The sequence below is a fragment of the Runella zeae DSM 19591 genome (genome assembly GCF_000423565.1).
Lineage (GTDB): Bacteria > Bacteroidota > Bacteroidia > Cytophagales > Spirosomataceae > Runella > Runella zeae.
Genome location: NZ_AUIF01000042.1, coordinates 65,148 through 88,856, shown reverse-complemented (window position 1 = coordinate 88,856; position 23,709 = coordinate 65,148). Strand labels below are relative to the sequence as shown.

Here is a 23,709-nt window from a genome sequence, read left to right as displayed (position 1 = left end):
ATCAACATGAAAACCTTTTTATCTTTTATCCGAAAAGAATTTTGGCACGTACTGCGCGATACCCGTAGTTTGGTGATTTTGTTAGGCTTACCCGTGGCAATGATGATTTTGTTTGGGTTTGCGCTCTCAAGCGAGGTCAAAAACTCCAATGTAGCGATACTGGATTATTCCAAAGACGAAACTACCCGTTTGCTCATCGAGCGACTAGACCAAAGTCAGTACTTCAGCGTCAAGAAACACCTACAGTCAGAAGCCGACATAGAGCGGGTATTTAGAAAAGGGGAGGCTCGTCTAGTGGTCATTTTTCCTGCCCATTTCCGCGCCGATTTGTTGCACAGCAATTATGTACAAGTGCGACTTATCGGGGATGCCTCCGATCCCAATACCTCCAACATTGTGATTAATTATGCCAGTAGCATTTTCAGGGATTATCAAAACGAACTTACCGAAAACAAAAAGCTACCCTACAGCATCGAAACCGAAACGCGGATGTTGTACAATCCCCAACTCAAAAGCTCGTACAATTTTGTTCCCGGTGTGATGACCCTCATCCTGATGCTACTAGGTGCGATGATGACTTCGGTCTCAATTGTCAAAGAAAAAGAAACCGGCACGATGGAGATTTTGCTCGTATCGCCCATGCGACCTCTGCTAGTGGTATTGAGCAAGGCTGTCCCCTATTTGGTATTATGTTTTATTGATGTCATCATTATCCTGATTTTAGCGGTATTTCTGCTCGATATGCCCATTCGGGGTAGCTTGTTTTTATTGTTGGCCGAAAGTCTCCTTTTTATCCTCACCACCTTATCATTAGGGTTGTTGGTGTCGGCTTTGGTAGACTCCCAACAAACGGCCATGTTTTTGTCGTTGGTAGGTTTTTTGATGCCAGCTTTGGTATTTAGCGGCTTTATGTTTCCTATCGAAAATATGCCTTTACCGCTCCAAATCATCAGCAATTTTATCCCTACCAAATGGTACTACAGCATTGTGAGGGCGATTATGGTCAAAGGTTTAGGGTTTTCGTATGTCATAAAACAAACCCTCATTTTGGTGGCAATGACAGTCGTTTATCTGACCATTGCTATTAGGAAGTTTAAAATTAGATTGGCCTAACTTTCCAAGTTTGAAAGTTTAACTACAAGCATTATGAGAAATCTTACTTTTTTACTGCAAAAAGAATTTAGGCAAATATTCCGTAACCCTACCATCTTACGGATGATATTGATGATGCCCATCATTCAGTTGATTGTGATTCCTCTGGCCGCAGATTACGAAATCAAACACATTTCAATCAGCGTGGTAGATCAAGACCATTCGCCCTACTCACGTAAGTTGGTTCAAAAAATGACCTCTTCTGGTTATTTTCAGTTGGTAGAGTACACGCAATCTTATCCGCAAGCCCTACAAACCGTCGGAGATGGAAAGACGGATATTATTCTAACGATTCCAGCGCATTTTGAGCGAGATCTTATCAAAGACAACAAAGCCAAACTTCATTTGGCTGCCGATGCTGTCAATGGCGTACGGGCTGGTTTGGGCACAGCCTATGCCTCTCAGATGATTGGGGATTTGAACCGCGAAATCAGAGAAGAATGGATGGTGCTTCCTAAGTTCAACGAACTCCCCCAAATCGACATCACCTCCGCCAACTGGTTCAATCAGCACTTTGATTATCACTTGTTTATGGTACCCGGCATTTTGGCTATTTTGGTGACCATGGTGGGGGCTTTTTTGACGGCACTCAACATCGTTGCAGAAAAAGAAGTAGGTACCATAGAACAAATCAACGTGACTCCTATCAAAAAGCACGAATTTATCCTTGGCAAGCTGATTCCTTTTTGGGTGCTAGGAATGGTCTCTATCACCATGGGAGTAATTGTCGCTTTTGTGATTTTCAGGATTCTGCCTTTGGGTTCTTACCTTACGCTGTATGCTTTTGCAGCAGTTTATTTGTTGGGAATATTAGGAATCGGGCTGCTTATCAGCACTTTTGTCGATACACAGCAGCAAGCCACCCTTTTCTCATTTTTTTTCATGATGGTTTTTATCCTGTTGGGCGGGCTATACACCCCTATTGAAAGCATGCCTGAATGGGCACAGTGGCTCACTCGTATCAATCCTCCCGCTTATTTTATAAAAGTAATCAGAGCTATCTACATCAAAGGAAGTACCCTGACCGACCTCTGGCCCGATTTTATAGCTATGATCGCTTTTGCGATTGGGTTTAATGCCTTGGCGGTTTTCAATTATCGCAAACGAAGCGCCTAAAAATTTGTCTTATCGGGGTCTTGTAAAAAGCAAGTCATAGTTGTACTTCACTTGCCGATACACCGTCCGTAAAATAGATATAAGAGGATTTTTACTCTGCTGTCGCCAGTTATCGCGCTGCACAGTGCTGGGTTCATCACTGGAGTTGAGTTGGTCAAACAGCCCTTTATAATCATCATAAAACAATCCCTTGCCACCGTGCTGAATAAACGACACACACATCAAATATTCGGCTTTGTCAGATTTGATACCCTCTATGTATTTGCCAAATTTTTCTAAAAAACTACTCCTTCGTAAATGAGGGTGGTCGCTGTAATAGTATATTTTATCGTAACGAGTATACCAAGGTTTGTACAACATCCGCGAAAATCCTTTTGCAAAAGGTGCTAAATAAGGATAAGGATAATAGGCATAAAAACGCACTATATCCAACGACGCATCAGCATTCATAAAGTCGAGGCCGTCTTGTAGGGAGGCCGCCAACTTCGGCGTGGGCACAAAGTCTTCTTGAACATATAAGGTATAAGGGGTCTTGATGGCCGCTTGTCCCTTGTTTATATTATTGGCCAAGCCTTTGTTTTTGGGAGTCGTAATCAGCTCAAAATCATACACTTCTTTCAATTTCTCCAAAATAGCTAACTGTTCTGGTTTGCTGGCATCATCTGACACCACAATAGCCCCAAACGAAATCCCCCGCTCTTGCATAGTGCGGAGCAATCGCTCCAAGGAGCTACTCCGGTTGTAATGCGTCACTAGCAGACTGATGTCAGGAAAGTATGATTTGACTTGGCTCATTGCTATCAAATATTGTTAAGTGTCTTCAAACTAATGTCTATCCTCCAACGGTGTTACTTAAAAAATGCCAATTCAAAGGTATTTTTGACTAATCTAAGTTTTAAATATCCCCATCTCAATAACAAAAACAGCGGGTTTTGGCTTTCTCGCCAATCACTCCGATTGATAGTGCTGGGTTCGTCGTTGGTATTTTTTTGGTCAAACAAAGTCGTAAAATCGTCAAAAAACAGCCCTTTTCCGTTCTTTTTTAGAAACGATAAACACATCAAAAACTCGGTTTTATCAGATTTGATGCCTTCGGCATAGGGGCCAAATTTTTCTAAAAAAGAACTACGTCTCAAATGAGGATGGTCACTATAAAAATAAAACTTGAGGTGATTGGTATACCAGAGTTGAGGTTTAAAAATCATTTTGGAAAAACCCTTTGCAAAAGGTCGAAGATAAGGATAAGGGAAATAAGCATAAAACCTGACAATATCCCACGAAACATCGTCTTGCATAAATGCCAAAGCATCTTTAAAATGAGGAACAAAAGCTGCTTTTGGCACAAAATCTTCTTGGACATAAAGCGTGTAAGGCGTCTTTACTGCCGCTTGCCCTTTGTTGATGTTGTTTCCTAGACCTTTGTTTTGAGGCGTAGAGATAAGTTCAAAATGATATTGAGTGGCCAATGATTTTATTTCCTTCAAATGCTCCGGTTTAGAGGCATCGTCCGAAACCACAATCCCCCCAAAACTACAGTTGAGTTCTCGAAAAGCCCGCAGCAAACGAGCAAGCGAAGCACTTCGATTGTAATGGGTAATCAATAAAGTAACTTCCGCAAAATGATGTAAACCTGTATCCATTTTAGCAAATTTTCATTTAATACAAAAGCATAACTTGACCACTTTTCACAAATTTTTTGGGTTCAGAAGTGGCCGTAGCAGCTTCATAGTTGAGCCGCCAAGCATATACTCCTTCGGGGCATAGTTTGTTGAGATACATACCGTCCCATTTTTTGGTGGGGTCAGTGGTATAAAAAACCAAATTGCCCCAACGATTGTAAATCAAAAACTCAAACGCCACCAGATTTCCATAATACACATCTAGCTCATCGTTGATGCCGTCGCCGTTGGGGGTAAATACATCTGGGATATAAATACCCGTATACTTACAATCTGTACACTGCTTTACTCCGAAATCGTCAATCACAAAATCGTTGCCACATCCTCCAAAATTCTTGTCCAGCAATTTGATTACGACGCTTGTGGTGTCTTCCACCTGCGCCGGTATCGAAAACTTCAACGAAAACTCCCGCCAAAGCGGACTATCGGTGCGAGTGATAGTACCTGTGTTGAGACTATCCAAAAACTGCCCGTCGAGGGTTTCAATCACAATCGTAAAATTAGGGTCATTTGGAATCAAAAAACCACAAGTACCGGGTGGAAATTCGATGTTGAGATTTACCATCCAAAAAGAAAACTCGTAGGTAGCTTGGCTACACAAATTAGGAACCGTCTGCCTAAAAAATTCGCTCGGATAAGGCGCATTGACCACCAGCATGTTTCCTCTCACATCACCTAGGGTATGGTCTTGAGGCAGCCCGTGCCAGCTCGATGTGTAGCACAAGCCACTTACCGAATCGGCGAGGGTATACTGCCCGTCATTGGGGCAGCCGTCTGTTACGTACCTGTAGGGTATCTGACTAGCGGGCAAAGGCGCAACGGGCCCTCTTCCAAAATCTTGAAGAAAAACGTAATTGGTACAAGGCTGTGCCGAAACCAGCTGGGCAAAAACAAACATGCCCAACAATACCAAACAGATTTTGGCACGTATTAGCGTAGTTTGTAAATACTTATACAAATCGACAAGCATGAGTTATACTCTTTAGAAGCTATTTACCAAAACATTCCAAGCTCCTGACTTGGGCCGTCTTGGTATCACTTCAAGATGGTGTTTTTTGAGAAGGTGATAAATAAAACCCTAAATCACGAACCGAATGCCATACCCTTTTGGTAAAAGCCTTTACTAGACTTCCCTCGGCTACGAGTCGGCGGTCGCTTGTCCAGGCTCTGGCATTGATGCTAGTGACTCGCCATATTTTCCCTTTTCCTTCATTGAGCAAAGCCAAAGCCATGAGACCATCCTCACATCTTCCAGACGGTGGAGGCGGCGCTCCCGCCGCAATCAACTCAGCTACCGAACCTTCGCGGCCCGAGTCCACCTCAAAACCACCTACCGCCAACGCATCGGCGCGCCGAAAAGCAAAGTTAAAACCGTATACATTGAGATAAGCACGGTGTCGGTTGCGGACAGAATTGATAAGGTGGGCGGCTTTTTCGTAAAAAAACAGCGATATCCGGGAAGATTTTTCGCTTGGCAAAAATGAATACAATCCATACGTACAAGCTACCTGAGGCTGTTGGAGGGGAGCCGTGAGTGCCTCAAGCCAACCCGAAGGATATAAGCAATCAGAGTCGGCATTGGCCATGATTTTGCCACGCGCTGCCATTAATCCTGCTTGTCGGGCATGGGCTACGCCCGGTTTGCGTTCGATAATCGACCTCACCCCACAAGCATCTAAGATTTCTTGGGTTCGGTCTACAGAATTGTTGTTGACGACCAAAAGCTCGGTGGGTCGTGTGATTTCTTGCTCCGCCAACGATGACAACATATTGAGCAGATTGGCTTCTTCGTTGTAAGCGGGTATCACAATCGAAACCTCTGGCGTATCGACCCGAAACCGCGCCAATTTTCGATGTAATTCCGCCACCTTATCGAGCGGCAAATGTGCAGGGTCGTAAGCAAACAAATGCTTTGTAAGCCAGTGCGGCAAAAATTTCTTATTCGCTGACATGCTTGATAGATATCTTCTTATGCCCGCCCTTGAATCGCATTTCAATGTTTTTGTAAGTCCACTCCGATACTTTATATATCAAATAATAGTTGGCAAAAACCAAATACCAATACGCCGAAGGGGGAAATTTCAGGATTCTTATAAATAGAATGTTAAATATACTAATTAGCAGCGAATGTGTCATATAAATCGAATAACTATAGGTCCCAACTTTCTCCAAAAAAGTAGATTTTTTGAATAAGCGCGACACCCAGCCCTTTTCGAAAGAAAAAACCAAAATAGCCACAAAAAACAAGATTTCGTACACAAACCCTACTTCTTTTAAGGCCGCTCCGTAGTAAATCATCAGGCCAATGAGTATCAACATTAGGATTTCGGCCAAGTCAAAAACCGAAGATTTCCACTGACTTCCCACCGAATGAATATACCGAAACAACTCATAACACAACCCTCCCACAAAAAAACCAATGATTCCTCTCAAAAAACCGTAGTCGAAGCTATAGTTGAGCACAAAACCCTGAGTAATAACCGCTAACCCACCAAAAGAAAGCAGGGCGATACTACCATAAAAGAAACCTTTGTAACGCCCAAGTTTGGTCTTTGCTAAGAGTAACATGCCAAGTCCAAACACAATATAAGCAAGCATTTCGGCACTGATGGACCAACTTGGAATATTCCAACTTACGTCGGTAACACCCGGCATCTTGACTGAGTTGAGCAAAAACAAAGAAGTAAAAAAAGTAAATACGTTATTGTTTGGATTGGTAGGTTGATTGACATGAACATAAGAAGCCAAATAACCCTTAGAAATTTCGACTACCACAAAAGCTAACAGCATCAACAAATGTAAAGGGTAAATCCGACGTAATCTTTTTCGAAGAAAATCAGTCACTTGCTCACCCGTAGCGATAGACTGATAATTGTAACTAATCACAAACCCACTCAAAACGAAGAAAAAATCAACAAACATGTCGGAATTATCGACAAAATCGTTGTTGAGCAAGGGCGTTTCTGCAAATGGCGACAAGTGGAATAGCACCACCATAGAGGCAAAAATACCCCTGAAAATATCCAAAATCAGGAATCGATGTTTCATCAGGATGGGGTTAGATAGATTTTCTCATTGCCAAAATTTCGGGCAATGACATTTTATATTTGAGTGTGAGTGCTACAAACACCGCCCCGCCAATCGCAATCTGCACAAAAGTATGAATAACCCCCTCATTGCCAACAAATTGCTGATAGAGATAAACGCTCAATACCATCAACAAACAAAACAGGGCAGGCTTGACAAAATTAGCAAAGAATGCTTGATAGAAGGATCCAATCAACCACTTTGCAATCATAAAATTAAGTACCAAGTTGATAAAAGTAGAAGTCAAAAAGGCCAACGCGATACCCGTCACTTCCCAGTATGACCCAAACCAATACAACAACGGAATCTTGATGATGAGCGTCACTAGATTTAGATAAAATAGCAAGTTGGGTTTTCCTTTGGTAAAGGCAATCGTGAAAAGTGGATTAGCCAAACAACTACACAAACTTTGGAATACGAATATTTGAATCAAAGGCAAAGTAGGCTCCCAGCCTGGCCCATACAACAGCGGCACTACACTACTTGCCGTGATAAAAAGCCCCGCCAAAAGTGGCATATTGAGATAGCTTATCAAATCCAAAATCTTGATATAAGCTTTACGAAGTTCGTTGTCGTCCTCCTTCATTTTGGCCAAAAGCGGATACGCCACTTGCAAAATGATGGGGTTGAGTTTTGTAATCGGAAATATCGCCAACTGCGATGCAATGGTATAATACCCCAGTGACTTTACCCCTAATAGCCCCCCTACTACGATATTGTCAGAATTGCCTTGTACAAAGCCCAAAAAACCGTCGCCTACATTATAAAGACCAAAGCGGAGGTGTTCTTTTATCAAATCAATATTGAAATATAGCGACGGAAAAAACAGCCGAATTCCAAAAGCAATTTGCAGAATCGTACGCACCACGTGCATCGAAAGCTGCCCATAAATCAGCGACAATTCTTCAAAACCTTGATAAGCAAGCCCAATGGCCACACACATCCCTATGGCGGCTCCCGCAATCTCCATAATAGCTATATCCCTGAATCTCAGCTCTTTTTGCAGTAAAAACAAATAGATTTGTCCAAAATATATAATCAAAAAATAAAGCGAAGCCAATTTGATTACTTTGTCGAGACGGGGTTCTTTATAATACGCAATGACCAACGGGGCACTCAAGTACACCAACACAAAAATGACAAAGCCCATCATTAGGCTCAAAAAATACAAGGTCGATAGTACTTTTTGGTCGGTTTCTTGTTTGTAAATGATTGAATTAGAGAAACCTAGATTACTAAAAATATAAAAGAAATTGATGAGCAACGTACTCACACTTACTACCCCAAACACTGCGGGATCAAGCAAACGAGCCAGAATAGATACCTGCACAAACTGAAACACAGTAGATACAACGGTCGAAATGGTAATCCATTTACCGCCCTGAATAGCCTTTTTGGTATTGCTCATGCCTCAAAAAATAGAGTTTTATCCTTCAGAAGCAGAAGGAAGTTTTCGTTGATGTTTTAGTAAAAGCTCTGGTTGGACCAATATCTGCTCCGCTTCACTCCTACTTGGAGCATCAATATAATCGCTTTCTACGCGATTTAAAACCGTAATTAGGGACGACGACGCAATTTTGTTGTACAATGCCATCAATTGTCTTTCACGGCGTCCCCAGCCGCTATTGGCATCAGCCACTAAAATCGCGACATGACTTTTATGAAGCAAATACACCGGAAGAGGGCTACTGATAAGAGCTGGTAACTCTAGCAAGATTTTGTCGAAATAAAAAGGATTATATTCTTGATTTTTGGGCAACAATTCATTTAAGTCCCTCACATTCATGAATTCAGGACGTATCTCAAAGGGATAAAACGTAACGCCCCCCAACTCAAAGGGCAGGTCGTTTTTGGTAATTCGAGGATAGAAATAGGCTATTTTTTGGCCTGTTTCGGCATAGAGGCGCGCTACCCCATGAGCTACCCACGTTTTGCCTTGCTTAGAACGCATGCTAAAAAGCGTAATAATCGGGGGCGGTTGCTTGGAAGTTGCTTGTACAATATCGATATTGATGGCATTGCTAAGCTGCTCAAACATGCTGATAGCGGCTCTACTTTCTTTAGTGCCAATCGAGAATTTTTTGACTTTTGGGAATACAATTGTGACCGATTGGCCAATGCGCACTTCGGCGTGTTCGGGGGAGTCGAGACGACTGTCGAGCAAAAATCTAATGACGGTCAGCATCAAAGCAAAAAACAGGCCAATCCCGAAACCAGCCGCAATAAAAATTAATCTTTTGGTAGGTTTTGCCGTGTAAGGATATTTGGGAGGGTCCACTACCTTGAGCGGTTTGTCAAGCGAAATATCCTGACGATGCACTTGGGCTTCGTTGAGGCTTTGGGTCAAGGCCAAGTATTCTTTCTCTGCTACCTCTAGCTCACGATTGAGCTGTCGGAGTTCTGTTCCCAAAGGACTTAGCTCCGTTATTTTGTTTTGATATTCGTTGAGACGTTGTTTGTATACTTCCAAACGTGCATTGGATTCGGCATATTCAAGCACTTTAGCCAGCCAATCTTCAATCAATTTATTTGACGGAATCGACTCTGGCGAATCACCCGCCGCATAGTATTTTTGAGCTATCACTTTCATTTCGTCGGTGATTTTTCTGATTTTGGCTTCAATTCGCACTATTTCGCTATTGCTTCTGCTCGTTTGAGCACCTACTAGTTCTCCTTGGGCGTCAGCGAGTTCGGCTTGTTTTTTTACAAGTTCGCTATTGATAACCAGCAAGTTGCCACGCTGACTCATTCGCTTTGAAAGTTCATCAATAGAAGCTTTCGTAGCTCTATTTTTCATCAATTCAAGATTATACTCATTGACAAAATTTTCGCGTGAAAAAGCAATATTTTTCGATTCTTCATCATAACTCAGCAATTCATGATCTACATTGAATGCCCTCAACTTAGACTCTGCGGCATCCAATCTGCGCTTGGCTTCATTGGTTTTTTGTTCATAATACCCAATCACAGGGTTGGTATCTGAGCTTTTAAGAGAAATGTAGCGTTGGTTCAAGATTGCTATCACAAAATCTAGGGTCTGAATAGTCACCGCAGGGTCGTCCGACTCATATTCCATTTCGAGCATATCGCTTGAGTTTTTGCGGTTGGCTCTCAGCTTTTTAGAGATATACTCCCCCGAATAGTACATGTCTCCTTTGGCCAGTAAAGCTTTAATGGGATTATAAGCTTCCGACCTCCCCATACTGTCGATTTGGGCATAGCGTACTGCATCAGCTTGCCGGGCAAGGTGATTGGCAAGAGGAGCCGGAATGGCTTGATGAAGCTTCTCAAAACCCTTGGCACCCAATATCAAAGTATCAGGTTTTGTGAGTTTTAGGTGGTCTGTCAACAAACTTATCCCGACCTGTAGCATGGTTTCGGACGAATTGAGCGTAGTCAAGAGATTGTCAAAGGCATTGGTCACACCTGAGTAGTCAAAAGACCCCGAGCTATTGACAGATTTCAAATTATATCCAGACCCTAATCCCGTGTAAATAGTCGCCTGAACGGTATACTCTTTGCGCTCTTTTCGGGTAAAATAATACACCGTAGCTGCCGTCACAATCGGCAATACTATAAACCAAATGATGTGGTCTTTTAAGAATCTTATGAATAAATGATACGACATACCTGCTTCCTATTTACGTTTAAGTGAGTAGATAGGTACACCTACCATGGCTTCGAGATTATACAAAAACTTTAAAAATGTCCCTCTTACTTGTTCGGTAGCAGACTTAGACGAATAGTAGAGGTTGTTGATGGTAGACACGGCGGTCAAGTCAATCTTACGCTGCTGAAATTCTATTTCTGCCAACTGCATAGACGAAAGCGCCAGTTTTTCGTCCTGAAACCGAATCCGCAAGAGTTGTTGGGTAGTGATAAGGTCTTGGTACAAATCAATCAACTCTCTTCTAAGCTGTAACTCAATCACTTCTCTACGATACTGGGCGGCTTGATAATTGGCTTTGGATTGTTTGAGCTGCTGTTTACGGCCAAAAATATCGTACAAACTTACCTGAAAATTGGCCCCTAGTCGATAGCCATTGGCGATTTGCCCGATGGCATCCGTCGGAGCCCCTGGCCCGGTAGAAAGGATGGCTTGATTACCCGTAGAATAACTCGCCAATCCAGCACCCGACTGCAAAATCTGCATTTTTGATAGTTTATAAACGGCACTCTGAGCAGTAGAAATCTCTTTCTCGTATTTTATGGAAGGAGAGTTAGCAATGGCTAATTGGTATATTTCTTCAAAAGGCAATAACTGCTGAGCAATGTCTTTATTGAAGTCAATATATACAGAATCAGGGCGTTGTCCGGCCATCGAACCACCCGAGCTTTGCTGTGTGTGCCCTGTATGTGTACCGCAAAACACCATAATAAACAATAAGGACACATATTGAACACGAATATATTGCCAATTTTTCGTAGTTGTTATCATCCAAATATCTTATTTTATTCTTATTTATGAAGTGTATATTTTAAACACTAAAATATTTATTTTAAGCAGTTTTTGATCATAGACAATCTTAATATTATCGCTCAAAAAATTAATACAACACATTGAATTTCAGTATCTTAAAACAAAAACAAAGTTATTAATCATATTCCTATTATATTTCTTGTATATCAAAATAATCAGTAATATCTTTATTCAATTATTCCTATTTAGTGCTGCCCTACCTCTTTTCACTATGAAACACATCTATCGACGTTTTGTTTAGTATGCAACCAACCCTCCCAAAACTCAACTTTGTCATTACTTCCCGCCAAACTTGGGAAGAAAAAAACCTAGGCAGCAATATCCGAGACATGGCTCATGTTTTGTCGGAATCGCATCGAGTCCTTTTCGTCAACGACCCGCTGGATTGGTCTATTTTTATATCTCAAAAATCAGGCCGATTTCAACAACGGAAAGAGTTCATAGCCCAGCACCAAGGTCAAAATCTCATCGAAGATAAGCCCAATTTGTGGGTCTTAAGTCCACAATCGTTGCTAGCCTCCGTCAATTGGCTTCCAGATGGCCCTCTCTACGACCGCCTCAACTACCTCAATAGCAAGCGCCTCGCCAAAGAAATCAAAGGCGCTATTTCGAGCCTTGGTTGGGAGTCGTTTATACTGCTCAACGACAACGATATGCTTCAAGGGTTTTATATGAAAGAACTTCTCAAACCTAGCGTATCGGTATATTATTTGAGGGACAATTTCTTGGCCGTCGATTTTTGGCGTCGCCACGGAGCTCGCTTAGAACCTTTGCTCATGAAGAAAGTGGACTTGGTAGCAAGCAACTCCTTCTATCTCGCCAAGCAAGCAGCTCGTTACAATCCCAACTCCGTTTATGTAGGGCAAGGATGTGATTTATCGCTTTTCAACCCCCAAAAAAACGAGGTAATCCCCGAAGATTTGGCGGCGATTCCTACGCCTCGCATCGGCTATGCAGGAGCACTTACGGGCTTGCGGCTTGATGGTGGGCTGCTTCAAACCATTGCACAAAACCATCCAAAATGGCAGATTGTACTTATCGGTTCTCCTGATGATTCTTTTCCTACTGACCAGCTCAAGGCTTTTTCTAATGTGCATTTTTTAGGTTCCAAAACCCCCAAAGAAATCCCTGCTTATTTGGCAGGAATGAATGTACTCATCAATCCTCAGCTCCTCAACGAGGTTACGATTGGCAACTATCCCCGTAAAATTGATGAATATTTGGCCATGGGTAAACCCGTCATTGCCGTCAAAACCGATACCATGTCACTTTTCAAAGAACACGTCTACTTGGCCGAAACTCCACAGCAATTTGCCAAACAAATCGCCCTTGCACTTGCTGGTCAAGAACTCTCAAGTAGCCAGGAGCGCATTGCCTTTGCCCATCAGCACACTTGGGAAAATTCGGTAGGTGACCTCATCAAAGCCATTAGCACTATTTCCACCAAAGCCATTTAGTTAGCCCTTATAATCCTTGATTGTATGAGTCTCAAAAGTTATGTCGACCAGCGTCCTGCCCTCAAACGTCTCATTCACTGGTTGTTGATTCCAACTAATCAGGCCCGGCCTCGGTTATGGGTAAGTTGGTTTGTCAATCCCTTTATTCACAAGCGTCATTCTTCTTCCGTTGTCAGATCCAAAGTAAGGCTCGATGTATTGCCCTTCAATGCCTTTAGTCTTGGTGCTCATAGTACAGTGGAGTCTTTTTGCGTAGTCAACAACGGCGTCGGCGATGTACACATCGGCTCTCACTCTACGGTGGGTATCGGGTCGGTAGTGATTGGACCCGTCCATATTGGCAATGATGTGATCATTGCCCAACACGTCGTGTTTTCGGGTCTTAATCACTCTTACGAGGATATATCTGTGGCTATTCACCGTCAGCCCGTTACTACACGTCCTATCGTCATCGAAGATGAATGCTGGATTGGAGCCAATGCCGTAATTACGGCAGGTGTCACCATAGGCAAGCATTCGGTAGTAGCGGGCGGGAGCGTTGTCACCAAAAACGTACCTCCTTACTCAGTAGTAGGCGGCAATCCCGCCCGTCTCCTCAAACAATACAATTCCACCAATGGTCAGTGGGAAAAAGTAAGCAATCGTTCATAAAAAATATCTGTAAATCTGTTAGTCTTGTTTGATTTTCTCATCCAACCAATCCAATATAGAAGCGTCCGTGGCTTCGTTGAATTTACGGGCAAAAAACTTCGTCGAACTTTTCAGTACTTCTTTATCCTTTAGGGTCAATGTTTTGGGGCTACTCTTCCCTTCTGACCAGTCGATATACCTTAGGTTGTCGTTGACAAGAGTGGCATTGAAAGGAGAATTGTACAAAATAGTTTGAAAAATAATTTCATCTACCCCCCAAGTAAACTTAAAAAAACGCACCAAACGGGGATGTTCTTTGAGATAGGTTATGATAAAACGAACCGCCTCTAAAGTAATCGTAAACCATTGGGAGCGCCCCACCGCCACCATTCCTTGAGGCAGCAGACGTGGTGGAAGAATAGTATTGATAAGAGCCTCAAGCTTAAATTTTCCGGGGATATTAAAATTCACCAAATGGTATTTTTTAATCCGTGGAATTGCCTCTTGCCAGTCGTTTTCTACCTCCCTAAACTCCATGTATTGTTGAAGTGGATTGCTTGCCAAAAACCGATGAATTGTCTCCGGCGACTGCAAAGGGTAATCCTGCCCACTCAACAAATTGACATAGCCATAAGGGATGTTTGAGGCCAATATTTCTTCAAAACCGTTGAGGGTAGCCTGTACCATACTATAAGCCCCCCAGCGTACATCTACTCTTTTGGTGACAAATACGACAGAAGGGTGGGTGATTGCCTCCTCAAACGCTTTTATGTCCGCTTTTTTGTCGAGGTGTATATAAAAATCGGCTTCAGGATGAAGTAGACTTCCTATCAATCGATTGAGCTGATGAGGCTGGGTATGAACCAATATCAAATGCGCTACTTTCATCTTTTGCTCTTTTTTGACATCAACCCAAACGCCGGATCCCAGCGTTCGCTTGAAGTAAATAAAATCGAAGTAATAAAAATAAATGAGCTAGTAGGAAACTGCCCCATCACAGGATTGGAATAGCCCATCACCACCACACCTACAAACTCCGCCAACAATGCACACATGACTTTGATAAGCCAGGGGTCTTTTAGGTTCCATATACGATGTACCCCTACCGCGATGAGTCCTAATAGCATACCGATATACACATACAAACCCACTACTCCCGTCTCAATCCAAACTTGCACAAACCAGCTGTCAGGTGGGGTCTGAGAAGCAAAATGATGCGGCGAAAAACGTGCGCCGGTATCTCCTGCCGAGCCAATTCCAGCCCCAAAAGGCAAATGCCGTAAGTAGTTAGAGAGTTTTTGTTGGTTTTCGAGACGAAGCAAAAAAGAAGGGTCTTCCATGGGTCTCAAAGCAGTACGAATCCGGTAAATTTGGTAGTTGGTATTACCGATATTTGTAAAAAGCAGAATCACCATCATCGGAATAGCTACGCACATACCCAGCAAGATTTTATTGAAATCGCGCTTGATAAACAAATAGAAAGGATAGCCCGCCAACATGATGAAAAGCGCACTCCTTGTACCCGATACCGCGAAGCCCCAAAAGTAGAAAAAAGCCAAAATGAGATAGGGGATTTTTGCTTTCCAAGTCTTTTCTTCAAACATAAAAATAAGACACACAAGCGTCAAACCGGCCATTTCGGCCCCAAACTGAGAAGCATCGGTATAAAAAGAAAAACTCCTCAAATGCCCAAACAAGATATGCGTTTTGGCACCACCCGCATTAAGCCATTCTATCTCGGCATTGGTCAGGCTGATGTACTGCTGCTTAAACGCCCAGAGTGCCGCAAAAATCGACCATATCATCCAAGTTTTGAGCAAGTTGACAATATCTTTGCGAGTAATATCAATCACCAAAATGATACAACATACCATAATCCAATGGATAGAAAACTGCCGCGCGTGATAAAACCAAGCCGCTCGATATGGTGACTCAGGATTGGCGATTTCGAGTACGTTGTAAACAAACCACATCAAAATCAAGTAAAAAGCAGGATGTTGTATCCGCTCCCACTTGAAGCTCTTGGCATTGACCACCAAACTAAATAAGGTAAGCCCCAGCACTCCATCGATAATAAGCCCGTAAGGCAAACTAAAAGGCAAAAAACGCGCTAAAGCATTGACCAAATAACTCAACTGAATGTAGGTGAGAAGCCCAAGTTTGGGATTGCGAAAAATGGCCCCTACCACAATCAGCCCTATCGGGATTAAGGCCGAAAATACAACCCCCGTCATTCCCAATTTGGCAATCAATATCCCCCCAAATGCCGCACTCCCAAGACCTACTAGGCCATAAAGCCAGCGCTTGCCTTGTGGTGAATAGGGTATGGAGGAGAGCAGATTGAGCATGAGTGATAAGCAGCTATATTTTCATCCAATTGTCTGGTATCAAGTCTTTTGTGTTCATTTCTGGCTTATTCTTAAACCAGTTTTTAGGGGCAATCACCAATTTGTTATCTAAACTACTCAGCCATGCCCCCCACCAACTAAACGAGCTATTGGCAATGACATGATGTTTACACAAACTCATCAAGTGCAAGTCGTCAATATCTCCGTCATCCCCTGGATTGTCGATGTATACAGTATCCTTTCCTACTTTGAAATTTTCTTTAGTCCACTCTTTATCATCACTAAAAACAAAGAGACGAAAATCAGAAAATTGATTTTGAATCACGTTGACGGCTTGTTGATAATAGCCGTCCCCAATAAACCCAAAAGTCTGACTTGACTCTACATTGTTTACATAATCTCCCCGACGAATGTGAATAGAAATAGGGTTGGGCGTTTTTAGGATTTCATTTTTGTAAAAATCAAACTGAGGACTAAAGCTCTTTTTGAAGGTGAAGTCTTTTTTGATGGTGATGGCGTTTTCTTTAAAATATTTTTCAGACTGCCAAAATCCCTCCAAAATGATAACCGAAGACTTCGCTTGCAGCACTTCAGGGTGAAAGTTGAAACCAGACTCCTTCACAAATTCAAAGAAAGGTTTTAGCGTCCGATTTGGAAACAACTTGGTAGCCTTAGACACATATTCAAGCGGAGAGCCGTTGAGGGTTTTGTAGTCAATATTAAAATTTTGAAGCTTACATACCCTCGGCGTATCGTTGGGATAGGTGTATTTATAATAGCTCAAATCCACATATACCTGAGTACCAAGACGCAGGGCTAGATTACGCGCTAGTGCGTACTGAAAAAGCTGATTGCCAAGACCGTGGGTGATTCGTCCAAAAATCATAAGGATAAAAGTACATGCTAATGGCGCAGCTATTGTGAAGCAGCAGCCTGTGTTATTACGATTTTTTCAAGGTTACGCCCTCTGCTCGTCTTACTTTTTCCCAAGCTCCTGATTGTTTCCCTCGCAAGTATCGTACCAATCCCGCCAGCGCACATACATTCATGAAGGTAAAGTAAAACGGCACAAAAAGGAGTTTCCACCGCAGTTGACGCTGCTCAAGCTGATACCCTACCCATGCTGCTCCATAAAACAAACACTGCAATAGAAACATCACCGTCCAAGCATACGAAATCGCGTCCATAGGAGGATAAGATTTCCAAGCCAACCACGCATTAGTCAAAAAAATGAGGGGTAAACATAAAGGCGCCACCGCCCACCGAAACACTCGATGCGATACGTATTCAAAAGTAAGCACCCCATACCGGAAGGGATTCAGCAAATGTTTAAGACGTACAATCGACTGAAAACCGCCAGCCGCAATCCGAATTTTCCGTTTTTGTTCGTCCAAAATCGAATAGGAAGGAGCCTCTAAAGCATACGCATCAGGCTCGTAAGCCACTCGGTATCCCTGTCCAGCTATGCGCAATGAAATTATAAAATCGTCCAGAATGGTGTCGGTTTCGACGGGTTCATAAAGCTCGGTACGAAGCGCAAACAACTCCCCTGCCGCTCCCACTATGGTATGTAGCTCGGCATCCCAGCGTTTGAGTTGGGATTCGTATTTCCAATATAGACCTTCGCCCGCTCCCGCCGCCGACTCACTATCAGCAGTCTGAATACGTTTTTCGCCAGCTACTGCCCCCACTTTAGGGTCAGAAAAATGCCTCACTATATTTCTGACGGCAAGACGATTGAGGTGGGTATTGGCATCCGTAAAAATCACGATAGGCGTATGAACATACTGCATGGCGTTGTTCATGGCCGCTACTTTTCCACGGCGCTCGCTGCCCCCAAGTACTTCTACCACTCCTTTGTAATGCGCCTCAATCCATTGCTCCGAACCGTCGTTGGAGCCTTCTGTTACAAAAAGAAAGCGGATTTTGTCTTTTGGATATTCTTGCGCAAGAGAATTTTGGATTTTGTCGGGCAAGCACGAAAGTTCGTTGTAAGCAGGCACCGCCAATGTCACCTCAGGCAGATAGTCTTCAGAGTAGTAAGGCTTCCTGCGCCCTTTTATCGCAATCATCACCCACACCACTATTCCATACCCAAGGTAAGTATACACAACCAGCGCCAATCCAAGAATAAATAAAAATTCTATCATCGTCGAAAAAAGAGGGATTAAACTCGGTAAGGAATAAGTTCGACAGGAGGGTCTATGCTACCATTAGCTTTGATATGATGCTGCCAATTCCACTTAATAGCCTCTTTGATGGCTTTCAAATAAGGCCATTCCCTTTTAAGTAAATGCACCACAAAGGCTTTGGGAACAGCAAGGAGAAAATAATACCCACAAAACACAAAAAGTGGCCACCCTTGGGTATTGCGCCGCATAAACCACAGTCGGTTTCGTATATGATAATATACTTTCATGGGATTGGCTTTTCCCACACTCATTGATTCTTTATGATAAATCAAAGCTTGAGCTTGATAGTATATTTGAAAGCCCGCCCGTCTTATACGTGCCGACCAGTCAAGTTCTTCATAATACAAAAAGTAACTCTCCTCCCAAGTGCCTGTTTTTGCCAATACTTCTTTTTTTACCATCATGGCAGCTCCGTGCGCAAAAGGCGTAGGGCCAGATACATCATACTGCCCCTGATCTTGTTCTTTTAGACCAATCGCCCAAGTACGCCCCGTGTATTTGCTCAAAGGAAGATACCCAGCGTATTGAATCACGTTTGGGTGATCAAAAAAACGAATTTTGGGGCAAACGACTCCCACCGTAGGGTCTTTCTCAAAAGGTTGTAGGAGCTGCTCCAACAAATCGGGCGTCACTACGGTATCGTTGTTTAAGAAAAAATAATAATCACCTTTTGCCGCTTTGATTCCTAAATTATTGCCGCCCGAAAACCCTAGATTTTTGTCACTCAAAATCACCCGCACTCCTTCATAGTTTCCTTGGGCTATCAGAGGGGTGGGGTCTTCTGCGGAGGCATTGTCTACTACAATCACCTCAAAATTGCGATACGTAAGCAGGCGTGTCGAATCAAGCATCTGACAAGTCACGGCAGCTTGGTTGTAATTGATCGTAATAAAAGAGACAAAAGGTAAGCGACTCATACATTTTCTTTTTGAAACAATGCTTTGACCGTTTTCAACATAATGACCAAGTCGGTAGTGAAAGAGTATTTTTTTGCATACAAAACATCTAGCTGAATACGCTCTATATCAGACACTTTTGCTTTGCCTCTTTTGGTAACTTGCCAAAGGCCCGTCAAACCCGCAGGAGCCGCAAAGCGCCGTGCATAGCCTGTGGCGGTTAGTTTTTCGGCTTCATAGGGAGGCAAGGGGCGATTGCCCACAAACGACATATCGCCAATGAGGATGTTGAACAATTGGGGCAATTCGTCGATACTCGTATTTCTTAATATCTTACCCAGCCTAGTGACTCGCGGGTCTTCCTTAAATTTCATGAAAGTGGCTTTGGCCTTCTGCCGCTTGTGATATACATCTTCGCAGACTTGTTCGTTGTCCAAAAACAAAGGGCGTTGGCATTCAGTACCCGCTATCCGGCAGGACTCACACAAGTAATCTTCGGTGTCAGCTTCAGGAGTGGCGGTATTGTACAAATTGAGTGAGCTCATGCTCGAAATAAGCTTATCGGCTCCTGTACGCATCGTACGAAATTTGTACATATTAAACATCTTGTAGCCCATTCCGACCCTTTTAGAACCATAAAAGATAGGGCCTTTGGAGTCGAGCTTGACCAATATCGCTACTATCAGCAGTAGCGGTGACAAAAACAGCAAAGCCGTAAAAGATACCACTATATCGAAAGCCCGCTTACCTACGGGCATCCGAATCGACGAATGCGTATACGGGATTTTTTTTGACTCTTTGTATTCTTTTTTCTGGATCAGATACTGAAGCCTTATTTTTAGTGCTTCAGTAGGATAGGGAATACTAAAAACATCAATAATATGTTTTTTTAAGGCTTGATTGTTGAACGTAGATTCGTTGACAGTACTGAATACAATCACCGCCAAATGCTTCATATATTCGTGATAATCAATTCCCTCTAAGATATGGTTGTAGCCTATAGAATCATTGACTACCACCAAATCCGCCAAATTTCCTTTCTCAAGATATTCTAATGCATCTATTTGATTTTGCTGGAGGGTTATTTCAACCATATCTGCAAAATCTTTGGTAAAAGTAGCGATGAGCTGCGGGTCATTTTCGACATATACAACTCGAAAAACAACCTTGCGGTGGGTATCGGTTTGCATTTGATTCTCTTCTCATTAAAGTTGTTTGGCACGGCGCATTACTGCCATTACTTTTGCCCTGACTTCTAAGGGGTTAAAGGGCTTTGTCATATAGTCATCAGCCCCTAGTTCTAGGCATTTGATACGGGTGTTGCTATCATCAAATGTTGACAAAATCATAATAGGTAAATGACGAAAGGTAGGACTAGCCCGAATCGTCCGAATCAAATCTTCGCCGTTCATATAGGGCATTTGCAAATCTGTCAGAATTATATCTACAGGGTTGCCTTCTTCAAGCCAGCCCATAGCTTCAATGCCGTTGATATGGGTAGTTACTTCAAAGTCATCTTTCAAGGAATGGCGCAACACTTTTCGGATAAAAGCGTCATCTTCAACAATCAAAACGTGATACCGGTTTGCCATATTTTAGTAAATTTTTAATATAGTCTTTTGAGTTTTATGGTTAACATACATACTTCATCAAGCCCATGCTTAAATGAGCTCAAATGATTAAAAATGTTGAAGAGTAGGGATTTGAACTAGTAATTGGTACTTATGAATGTAGTTTTCAGGCACATTTGTTTTTAAGTCCTGAAAAGGTGTGGTATGTAATTTTATATGTTCATTAAACAAGTTTATAGAATGCTCACCCAATACTTTTATTCATAGATTACAGACTGGCTAGAAGCTAAATTATTTGCTATATAGACGCCTTTCGTTCCTTTTTGGTTACCTGCCACACCAAATTCAGCGACAATGGTTGAACACATCCTTACTTTTTTCTTTAAATGATAAATATCCTAATAAAGCTTTAGTATTTATTATTATAGCAATAATTATACCTATCTTTTACAAACAAATATACTCTCTTTGCTTCATATCCGCACTAGTACACAAAAAAAATATATACCAAAACACACCGATTATACCTTTTTACAAAGCTCTCCCTATATAATACAATCTTTTACTTGATTACTTCCTCCATTGGAAATAAAACGTACTTCCCTCACCCAGTGTAGAATCTACCCAGATATTTCCGCCTTGCTCTTCGACGAGTATTTTGAGAATCGATAGCCCCAGTCCGGTACTACTATCGGCAAAAGAATTGTTGACAGAGGTACGATAAAATTTAAAAATGGCTTCTTGGTCATCCGCCGGAATGCCCATGCCATTGTCTTTTACATAAAACTCATAGTAATCTTCTTTCTCCAAGTAGCCAATCTCTATGTACCCCTCAGGTTTATCGTTGTATTTAAAAGCATTGCTAATTAGGTTCTGAAAAATTTGTTGCAGCTTTACTTTTTTAGTAAAGAGAGTGGGTAGTTGCTGCGAGTATCTAACGTTGATATGAGCCGGCAAAAACATCGAATGTACCACTTGCTCTACTAGCTCTTGTACATCTACTTCTTCAATCACCTGCTGCTCCATGCTTTTGCGAGAGTAATCAAGCAGAGAATTGATCATATTGGAGAGGTACATTGCAGCTTCTTTGGTATGAGAGATATACTCATGGCGCTCATCTGCGGAGAGCATTTCGTCATCGTCCATCTCCAATAACGAAAGTGCGCCGATAATACCCGTCAACGGTGATTTGAGGTCGTGTGCTACAATGGAGGTAAATTTTTCGAGCTGTTTGTTAATTCTCTCTAGTTCGTTTGCGGTACTTTTGAGCTCTTGTTGATAATAGTAAAGACGCTGAAAAACCTTGACTTTCGCTTTTGTGACATTTACATCAAGGGGTTTTTGGAGATAATCCACCGCACCTTCATCAAATCCTTTCAGAATGTAATGTTCTTCCTTGTTGATGGCTGTCACGAAAATAATAGAGATATTTTTGGTTTTAGGGTTGGTTTTTAGGATACGTGCCACTTCAAACCCATCCATGCCAGGCATCTGTACATCAAGCATGATAAGGCCAATATTGTTGTGTTTGAGGGTATATTTCAGAGCTTCATTTCCCGAATTGGCTTTTAAGAAAGTGCGATTATCATCTGCCAACATTTCTTCTAACGCAAGAAGGTTTTCTTCTCTATCATCAACCAAAAGAATTTTGAATTCCCGTAAAGTATGTGGCATGTGTACTTATATGTTATCGTTAAGTTGTTTCAAAAACGTCGTTATGTGGGAGGTTGGCAAACAAAGTGCCGCTTGATTTTGTAGCAAAGCGGCATGAGGCATAACGGGGTATTCGGCGGTATTGGGATCTTGGACGATTCCTATGCCACCATGTCTGATAACCTCCGAAACCCCCTTAGTACCGTCGGTATTGGCACCACTTAATAAAATACCAACCGTCTGCTGCGCATACACCTGAGCTACACTTTCAAAAGTAACATCAATCGACGGCCTACTAAAAGAAATAGGTTCGGAATAATCAAGACTAAAGGTTTTATTGGTTTCGATAAGCAAATGATAGTTTTGGGGAGCTAAATAAACCCTGTGCGCTAAGATAGGCTCTTTGTCGTCGGGTTCATGTACATTTGGGACATTTCGTATGTGCGACAAAAGTTTGTCCATTTCGCTGAGCACATTTTTTGAACGATGAATCACAATCACTACCGTAAAAGAGAAAGTCTCTGGAAGTGCCTCTAGTAAAGACATTACTACGGGCAAACTCCCCGCAGATCCTCCAATGACCACCATCTTTATGTCTTGTTTTTGCATCTTTCCAAATTTAATTTTTTCGCCGATAGATACGAGCGGCCGCACTTACTGATTCAAACTGCTCCTTTACGTCCGTAAATAATAACGATTCTTTGATTCCAATTGCTAAGTATCCTTTGGGGGATAAGCTATTGTAAAATAGCCTGAAGACATGGTTTTGTAACTCCCGATTAAAGTAAATCATTACGTTGCGGCAACAAATTAATTGAAATTCGTTAAAAACTTGGTCTACGGCCAAATTATGTTGTGCAAAAAGAATATTAGAACGAAACTCTTTTCTAATAATAGCCGACTGATAATGAGCCGTATAATAGGTCGAAAAATCGTTTTTTCCTCCTGATTGGATATAATTGAGGGTATAATCTTTGATTTGTTCCATCGAGATAATCCCCTTCCTTGCACGCTCCAAATTGGCGGGGTTGAGATCGGTAGCGTAGAGTTTGGCCCGGTTAAGAAGCCCTGCTTCATGTAGTAAAATACTCATCGAAAACACCTCTTCGCCAGTAGCACAGCCAGCATGCCAAATTTTGATGATAGGATAAGACGCCAAAGCGGGTAAGACTTTTTCGCGTAAGTCTTTGTAAAACAAAGGGTCTCGAAACATTTCTGTAACGTTGACCGTCAACGTCTCCAAAAACCAAGTAAAAAAGGAAGATTCATTTATCAAATTATACTTCAATTCATAGAGGGTTTTCAGATTGGCGATATTCATGCATCTTGCAATACGCCTAGTAAGCGAAGTACGTGCGTAGTTTCTGAAATCATAGCCATACTTTTGTAAGATGAGCTGAATGATTTCTTCTAATTCTACCTCTGTAAGTCGATACTCTGTATCCATA

22 protein-coding genes are annotated in these 23,709 nt (G+C 42.2%); 4 read left to right on the top strand and 18 right to left on the bottom strand.

Translation table 11 applies throughout. The annotated features are described in order from the left end of the window. Positions 1–6 precede the first annotated feature (6 nt). Entirely contained in the window at positions 7–1,113 is a 1,107-nt protein-coding gene (locus tag G563_RS0113005) for an ABC transporter permease (protein ID WP_028665698.1), read from the top strand. A gap of 33 nt (positions 1,114–1,146) precedes the next feature. Next, positions 1,147–2,268, top strand: a complete 1,122-nt coding sequence (locus G563_RS0113000; protein ID WP_028665697.1) for an ABC transporter permease — start codon at positions 1,147–1,149, stop codon at positions 2,266–2,268. Between the two features lie 9 nt (positions 2,269–2,277). On the opposite strand, the gene G563_RS0112995 is transcribed toward G563_RS0113000, so the two are convergent. From G563_RS0112995 to G563_RS0112960, 8 genes are all read right to left on the bottom strand, one after another. Further along, the gene (locus G563_RS0112995) at positions 2,278–3,063 is read right to left on the bottom strand and encodes a glycosyltransferase (protein ID WP_028665696.1); all 786 of its coding nucleotides are present in this window, start codon (positions 3,061–3,063) and stop codon (positions 2,278–2,280) included. 53 nt (positions 3,064–3,116) lie between these two features. After that, positions 3,117–3,908, bottom strand: coding sequence for a glycosyltransferase (locus G563_RS0112990; protein WP_028665695.1), 792 nt, complete (start codon positions 3,906–3,908; stop codon positions 3,117–3,119). Between the two features lie 16 nt (positions 3,909–3,924). Next, a complete protein-coding gene (locus G563_RS0112985) occupies positions 3,925–4,917 on the bottom strand; it encodes a T9SS type B sorting domain-containing protein (protein ID WP_028665694.1) in 993 nt (330 codons plus the stop codon). 70 nt (positions 4,918–4,987) lie between these two features. After that, the gene (locus G563_RS0112980) at positions 4,988–5,899 is read right to left on the bottom strand and encodes a glycosyltransferase family 2 protein (RefSeq protein WP_028665693.1); all 912 of its coding nucleotides are present in this window, start codon (positions 5,897–5,899) and stop codon (positions 4,988–4,990) included. After that, positions 5,886–6,995, bottom strand: a complete 1,110-nt coding sequence (locus tag G563_RS0112975; protein WP_028665692.1) for an acyltransferase family protein — start codon at positions 6,993–6,995, stop codon at positions 5,886–5,888. The genes G563_RS0112980 and G563_RS0112975 overlap by 14 nt, the downstream gene beginning before the upstream one ends. 10 nt (positions 6,996–7,005) lie before the next feature. Further along, positions 7,006–8,442 (bottom strand): MOP flippase family protein, encoded by a 1,437-nt coding sequence (locus tag G563_RS0112970; protein WP_028665691.1) that lies wholly within the window; start codon positions 8,440–8,442, stop codon positions 7,006–7,008. An 18-nt stretch (positions 8,443–8,460) separates the two neighbouring features. Then, entirely contained in the window at positions 8,461–10,662 is a 2,202-nt protein-coding gene (locus G563_RS0112965) for a GumC family protein (RefSeq protein WP_028665690.1), read from the bottom strand. A 9-nt stretch (positions 10,663–10,671) separates the two neighbouring features. Beyond that, positions 10,672–11,472, bottom strand: coding sequence for a TolC family protein (locus tag G563_RS0112960; RefSeq protein ID WP_037326748.1), 801 nt, complete (start codon positions 11,470–11,472; stop codon positions 10,672–10,674). Positions 11,473–11,756: 284 nt separating this feature from the next. On the opposite strand from G563_RS0112960, the gene G563_RS0112955 reads away from it, so the two are divergent. Together G563_RS0112955 and G563_RS0112950 are read left to right on the top strand one after the other, a co-directional pair. Beyond that, positions 11,757–12,971: a glycosyltransferase gene (locus tag G563_RS0112955; RefSeq protein ID WP_028665688.1), complete on the top strand. Its 1,215-nt coding sequence runs from the start codon at positions 11,757–11,759 to the stop codon at positions 12,969–12,971. Positions 12,972–12,995: 24 nt separating this feature from the next. Then, the gene (locus G563_RS0112950) at positions 12,996–13,622 is read left to right on the top strand and encodes an acyltransferase (protein ID WP_028665687.1); all 627 of its coding nucleotides are present in this window, start codon (positions 12,996–12,998) and stop codon (positions 13,620–13,622) included. 18 nt (positions 13,623–13,640) lie between these two features. On the opposite strand, the gene G563_RS0112945 is transcribed toward G563_RS0112950, so the two are convergent. The 10 genes from G563_RS0112945 to G563_RS0112900 form a co-directional block, all read right to left on the bottom strand. After that, positions 13,641–14,489, bottom strand: coding sequence for a beta-1,6-N-acetylglucosaminyltransferase (locus tag G563_RS0112945; RefSeq protein ID WP_028665686.1), 849 nt, complete (start codon positions 14,487–14,489; stop codon positions 13,641–13,643). After that, positions 14,486–15,949 carry an O-antigen ligase family protein gene (locus tag G563_RS34630; protein ID WP_051210952.1) on the bottom strand — a complete coding sequence of 488 codons (1,464 nt, stop codon included), beginning with the start codon at positions 15,947–15,949 and terminating at the stop codon, positions 14,486–14,488. The genes G563_RS0112945 and G563_RS34630 overlap by 4 nt, the downstream gene beginning before the upstream one ends. Positions 15,950–15,962: 13 nt before the next feature. Further along, a complete protein-coding gene (locus G563_RS0112935; protein ID WP_028665685.1) occupies positions 15,963–16,835 on the bottom strand; it encodes an alpha-1,2-fucosyltransferase in 873 nt (290 codons plus the stop codon). Positions 16,836–16,890: 55 nt separating this feature from the next. Then, entirely contained in the window at positions 16,891–18,099 is a 1,209-nt protein-coding gene (locus G563_RS0112930; protein WP_028665684.1) for a glycosyltransferase family 2 protein, read from the bottom strand. A 17-nt stretch (positions 18,100–18,116) separates the two neighbouring features. Beyond that, positions 18,117–19,058 (bottom strand): glycosyltransferase family 2 protein, encoded by a 942-nt coding sequence (locus tag G563_RS0112925; protein ID WP_028665683.1) that lies wholly within the window; start codon positions 19,056–19,058, stop codon positions 18,117–18,119. After that, entirely contained in the window at positions 19,055–20,227 is a 1,173-nt protein-coding gene (locus G563_RS39150; RefSeq protein WP_028665682.1) for a sugar transferase, read from the bottom strand. The genes G563_RS0112925 and G563_RS39150 overlap by 4 nt, the downstream gene beginning before the upstream one ends. Positions 20,228–20,242: 15 nt before the next feature. Further along, positions 20,243–20,629 (bottom strand): response regulator, encoded by a 387-nt coding sequence (locus G563_RS0112915; RefSeq protein WP_028665681.1) that lies wholly within the window; start codon positions 20,627–20,629, stop codon positions 20,243–20,245. A 549-nt stretch (positions 20,630–21,178) separates the two neighbouring features. Beyond that, complete coding sequence (locus G563_RS0112910) at positions 21,179–22,282, bottom strand: sensor histidine kinase (RefSeq protein WP_028665680.1); 1,104 nt, start codon at positions 22,280–22,282, stop codon at positions 21,179–21,181. 6 nt (positions 22,283–22,288) lie between these two features. Then, the gene (locus G563_RS0112905) at positions 22,289–22,870 is read right to left on the bottom strand and encodes a chemotaxis protein CheB (protein WP_028665679.1); all 582 of its coding nucleotides are present in this window, start codon (positions 22,868–22,870) and stop codon (positions 22,289–22,291) included. A gap of 10 nt (positions 22,871–22,880) precedes the next feature. Beyond that, entirely contained in the window at positions 22,881–23,708 is an 828-nt protein-coding gene (locus G563_RS0112900) for a CheR family methyltransferase (RefSeq protein ID WP_028665678.1), read from the bottom strand. Between the last annotated feature and the right edge of the window lies 1 nt (position 23,709).

Excerpts from the sequence above, each read along its gene's own strand:
- G563_RS0113005 (WP_028665698.1), top strand. The coding sequence starts at position 7 with ATGAAAACCTTTTTATCTTTTATCCGAAAAGAATTTTGGCACGTACTG.
- G563_RS0113000 (WP_028665697.1), top strand. The coding sequence starts at position 1,147 with ATGAGAAATCTTACTTTTTTACTGCAAAAAGAATTTAGGCAAATATTC.
- G563_RS0112995 (WP_028665696.1), bottom strand. The coding sequence starts at position 3,063 with ATGAGCCAAGTCAAATCATACTTTCCTGACATCAGTCTGCTAGTGACG.
- G563_RS0112990 (WP_028665695.1), bottom strand. The coding sequence starts at position 3,908 with ATGGATACAGGTTTACATCATTTTGCGGAAGTTACTTTATTGATTACC.
- G563_RS0112985 (WP_028665694.1), bottom strand. The coding sequence starts at position 4,917 with ATGCTTGTCGATTTGTATAAGTATTTACAAACTACGCTAATACGTGCC.
- G563_RS0112980 (WP_028665693.1), bottom strand. The coding sequence starts at position 5,899 with ATGTCAGCGAATAAGAAATTTTTGCCGCACTGGCTTACAAAGCATTTG.
- G563_RS0112975 (WP_028665692.1), bottom strand. The coding sequence starts at position 6,995 with ATGAAACATCGATTCCTGATTTTGGATATTTTCAGGGGTATTTTTGCC.
- G563_RS0112970 (WP_028665691.1), bottom strand. The coding sequence starts at position 8,442 with ATGAGCAATACCAAAAAGGCTATTCAGGGCGGTAAATGGATTACCATT.
- G563_RS0112965 (WP_028665690.1), bottom strand. The coding sequence starts at position 10,662 with ATGTCGTATCATTTATTCATAAGATTCTTAAAAGACCACATCATTTGG.
- G563_RS0112960 (WP_037326748.1), bottom strand. The coding sequence starts at position 11,472 with ATGATAACAACTACGAAAAATTGGCAATATATTCGTGTTCAATATGTG.
- G563_RS0112955 (WP_028665688.1), top strand. The coding sequence starts at position 11,757 with ATGCAACCAACCCTCCCAAAACTCAACTTTGTCATTACTTCCCGCCAA.
- G563_RS0112950 (WP_028665687.1), top strand. The coding sequence starts at position 12,996 with ATGAGTCTCAAAAGTTATGTCGACCAGCGTCCTGCCCTCAAACGTCTC.
- G563_RS0112945 (WP_028665686.1), bottom strand. The coding sequence starts at position 14,489 with ATGAAAGTAGCGCATTTGATATTGGTTCATACCCAGCCTCATCAGCTC.
- G563_RS34630 (WP_051210952.1), bottom strand. The coding sequence starts at position 15,949 with ATGCTCAATCTGCTCTCCTCCATACCCTATTCACCACAAGGCAAGCGC.
- G563_RS0112935 (WP_028665685.1), bottom strand. The coding sequence starts at position 16,835 with ATGATTTTTGGACGAATCACCCACGGTCTTGGCAATCAGCTTTTTCAG.
- G563_RS0112930 (WP_028665684.1), bottom strand. The coding sequence starts at position 18,099 with ATGATAGAATTTTTATTTATTCTTGGATTGGCGCTGGTTGTGTATACT.
- G563_RS0112925 (WP_028665683.1), bottom strand. The coding sequence starts at position 19,058 with ATGAGTCGCTTACCTTTTGTCTCTTTTATTACGATCAATTACAACCAA.
- G563_RS39150 (WP_028665682.1), bottom strand. The coding sequence starts at position 20,227 with ATGCAAACCGATACCCACCGCAAGGTTGTTTTTCGAGTTGTATATGTC.
- G563_RS0112915 (WP_028665681.1), bottom strand. The coding sequence starts at position 20,629 with ATGGCAAACCGGTATCACGTTTTGATTGTTGAAGATGACGCTTTTATC.
- G563_RS0112910 (WP_028665680.1), bottom strand. The coding sequence starts at position 22,282 with ATGCCACATACTTTACGGGAATTCAAAATTCTTTTGGTTGATGATAGA.
- G563_RS0112905 (WP_028665679.1), bottom strand. The coding sequence starts at position 22,870 with ATGCAAAAACAAGACATAAAGATGGTGGTCATTGGAGGATCTGCGGGG.
- G563_RS0112900 (WP_028665678.1), bottom strand. The coding sequence starts at position 23,708 with ATGGATACAGAGTATCGACTTACAGAGGTAGAATTAGAAGAAATCATT.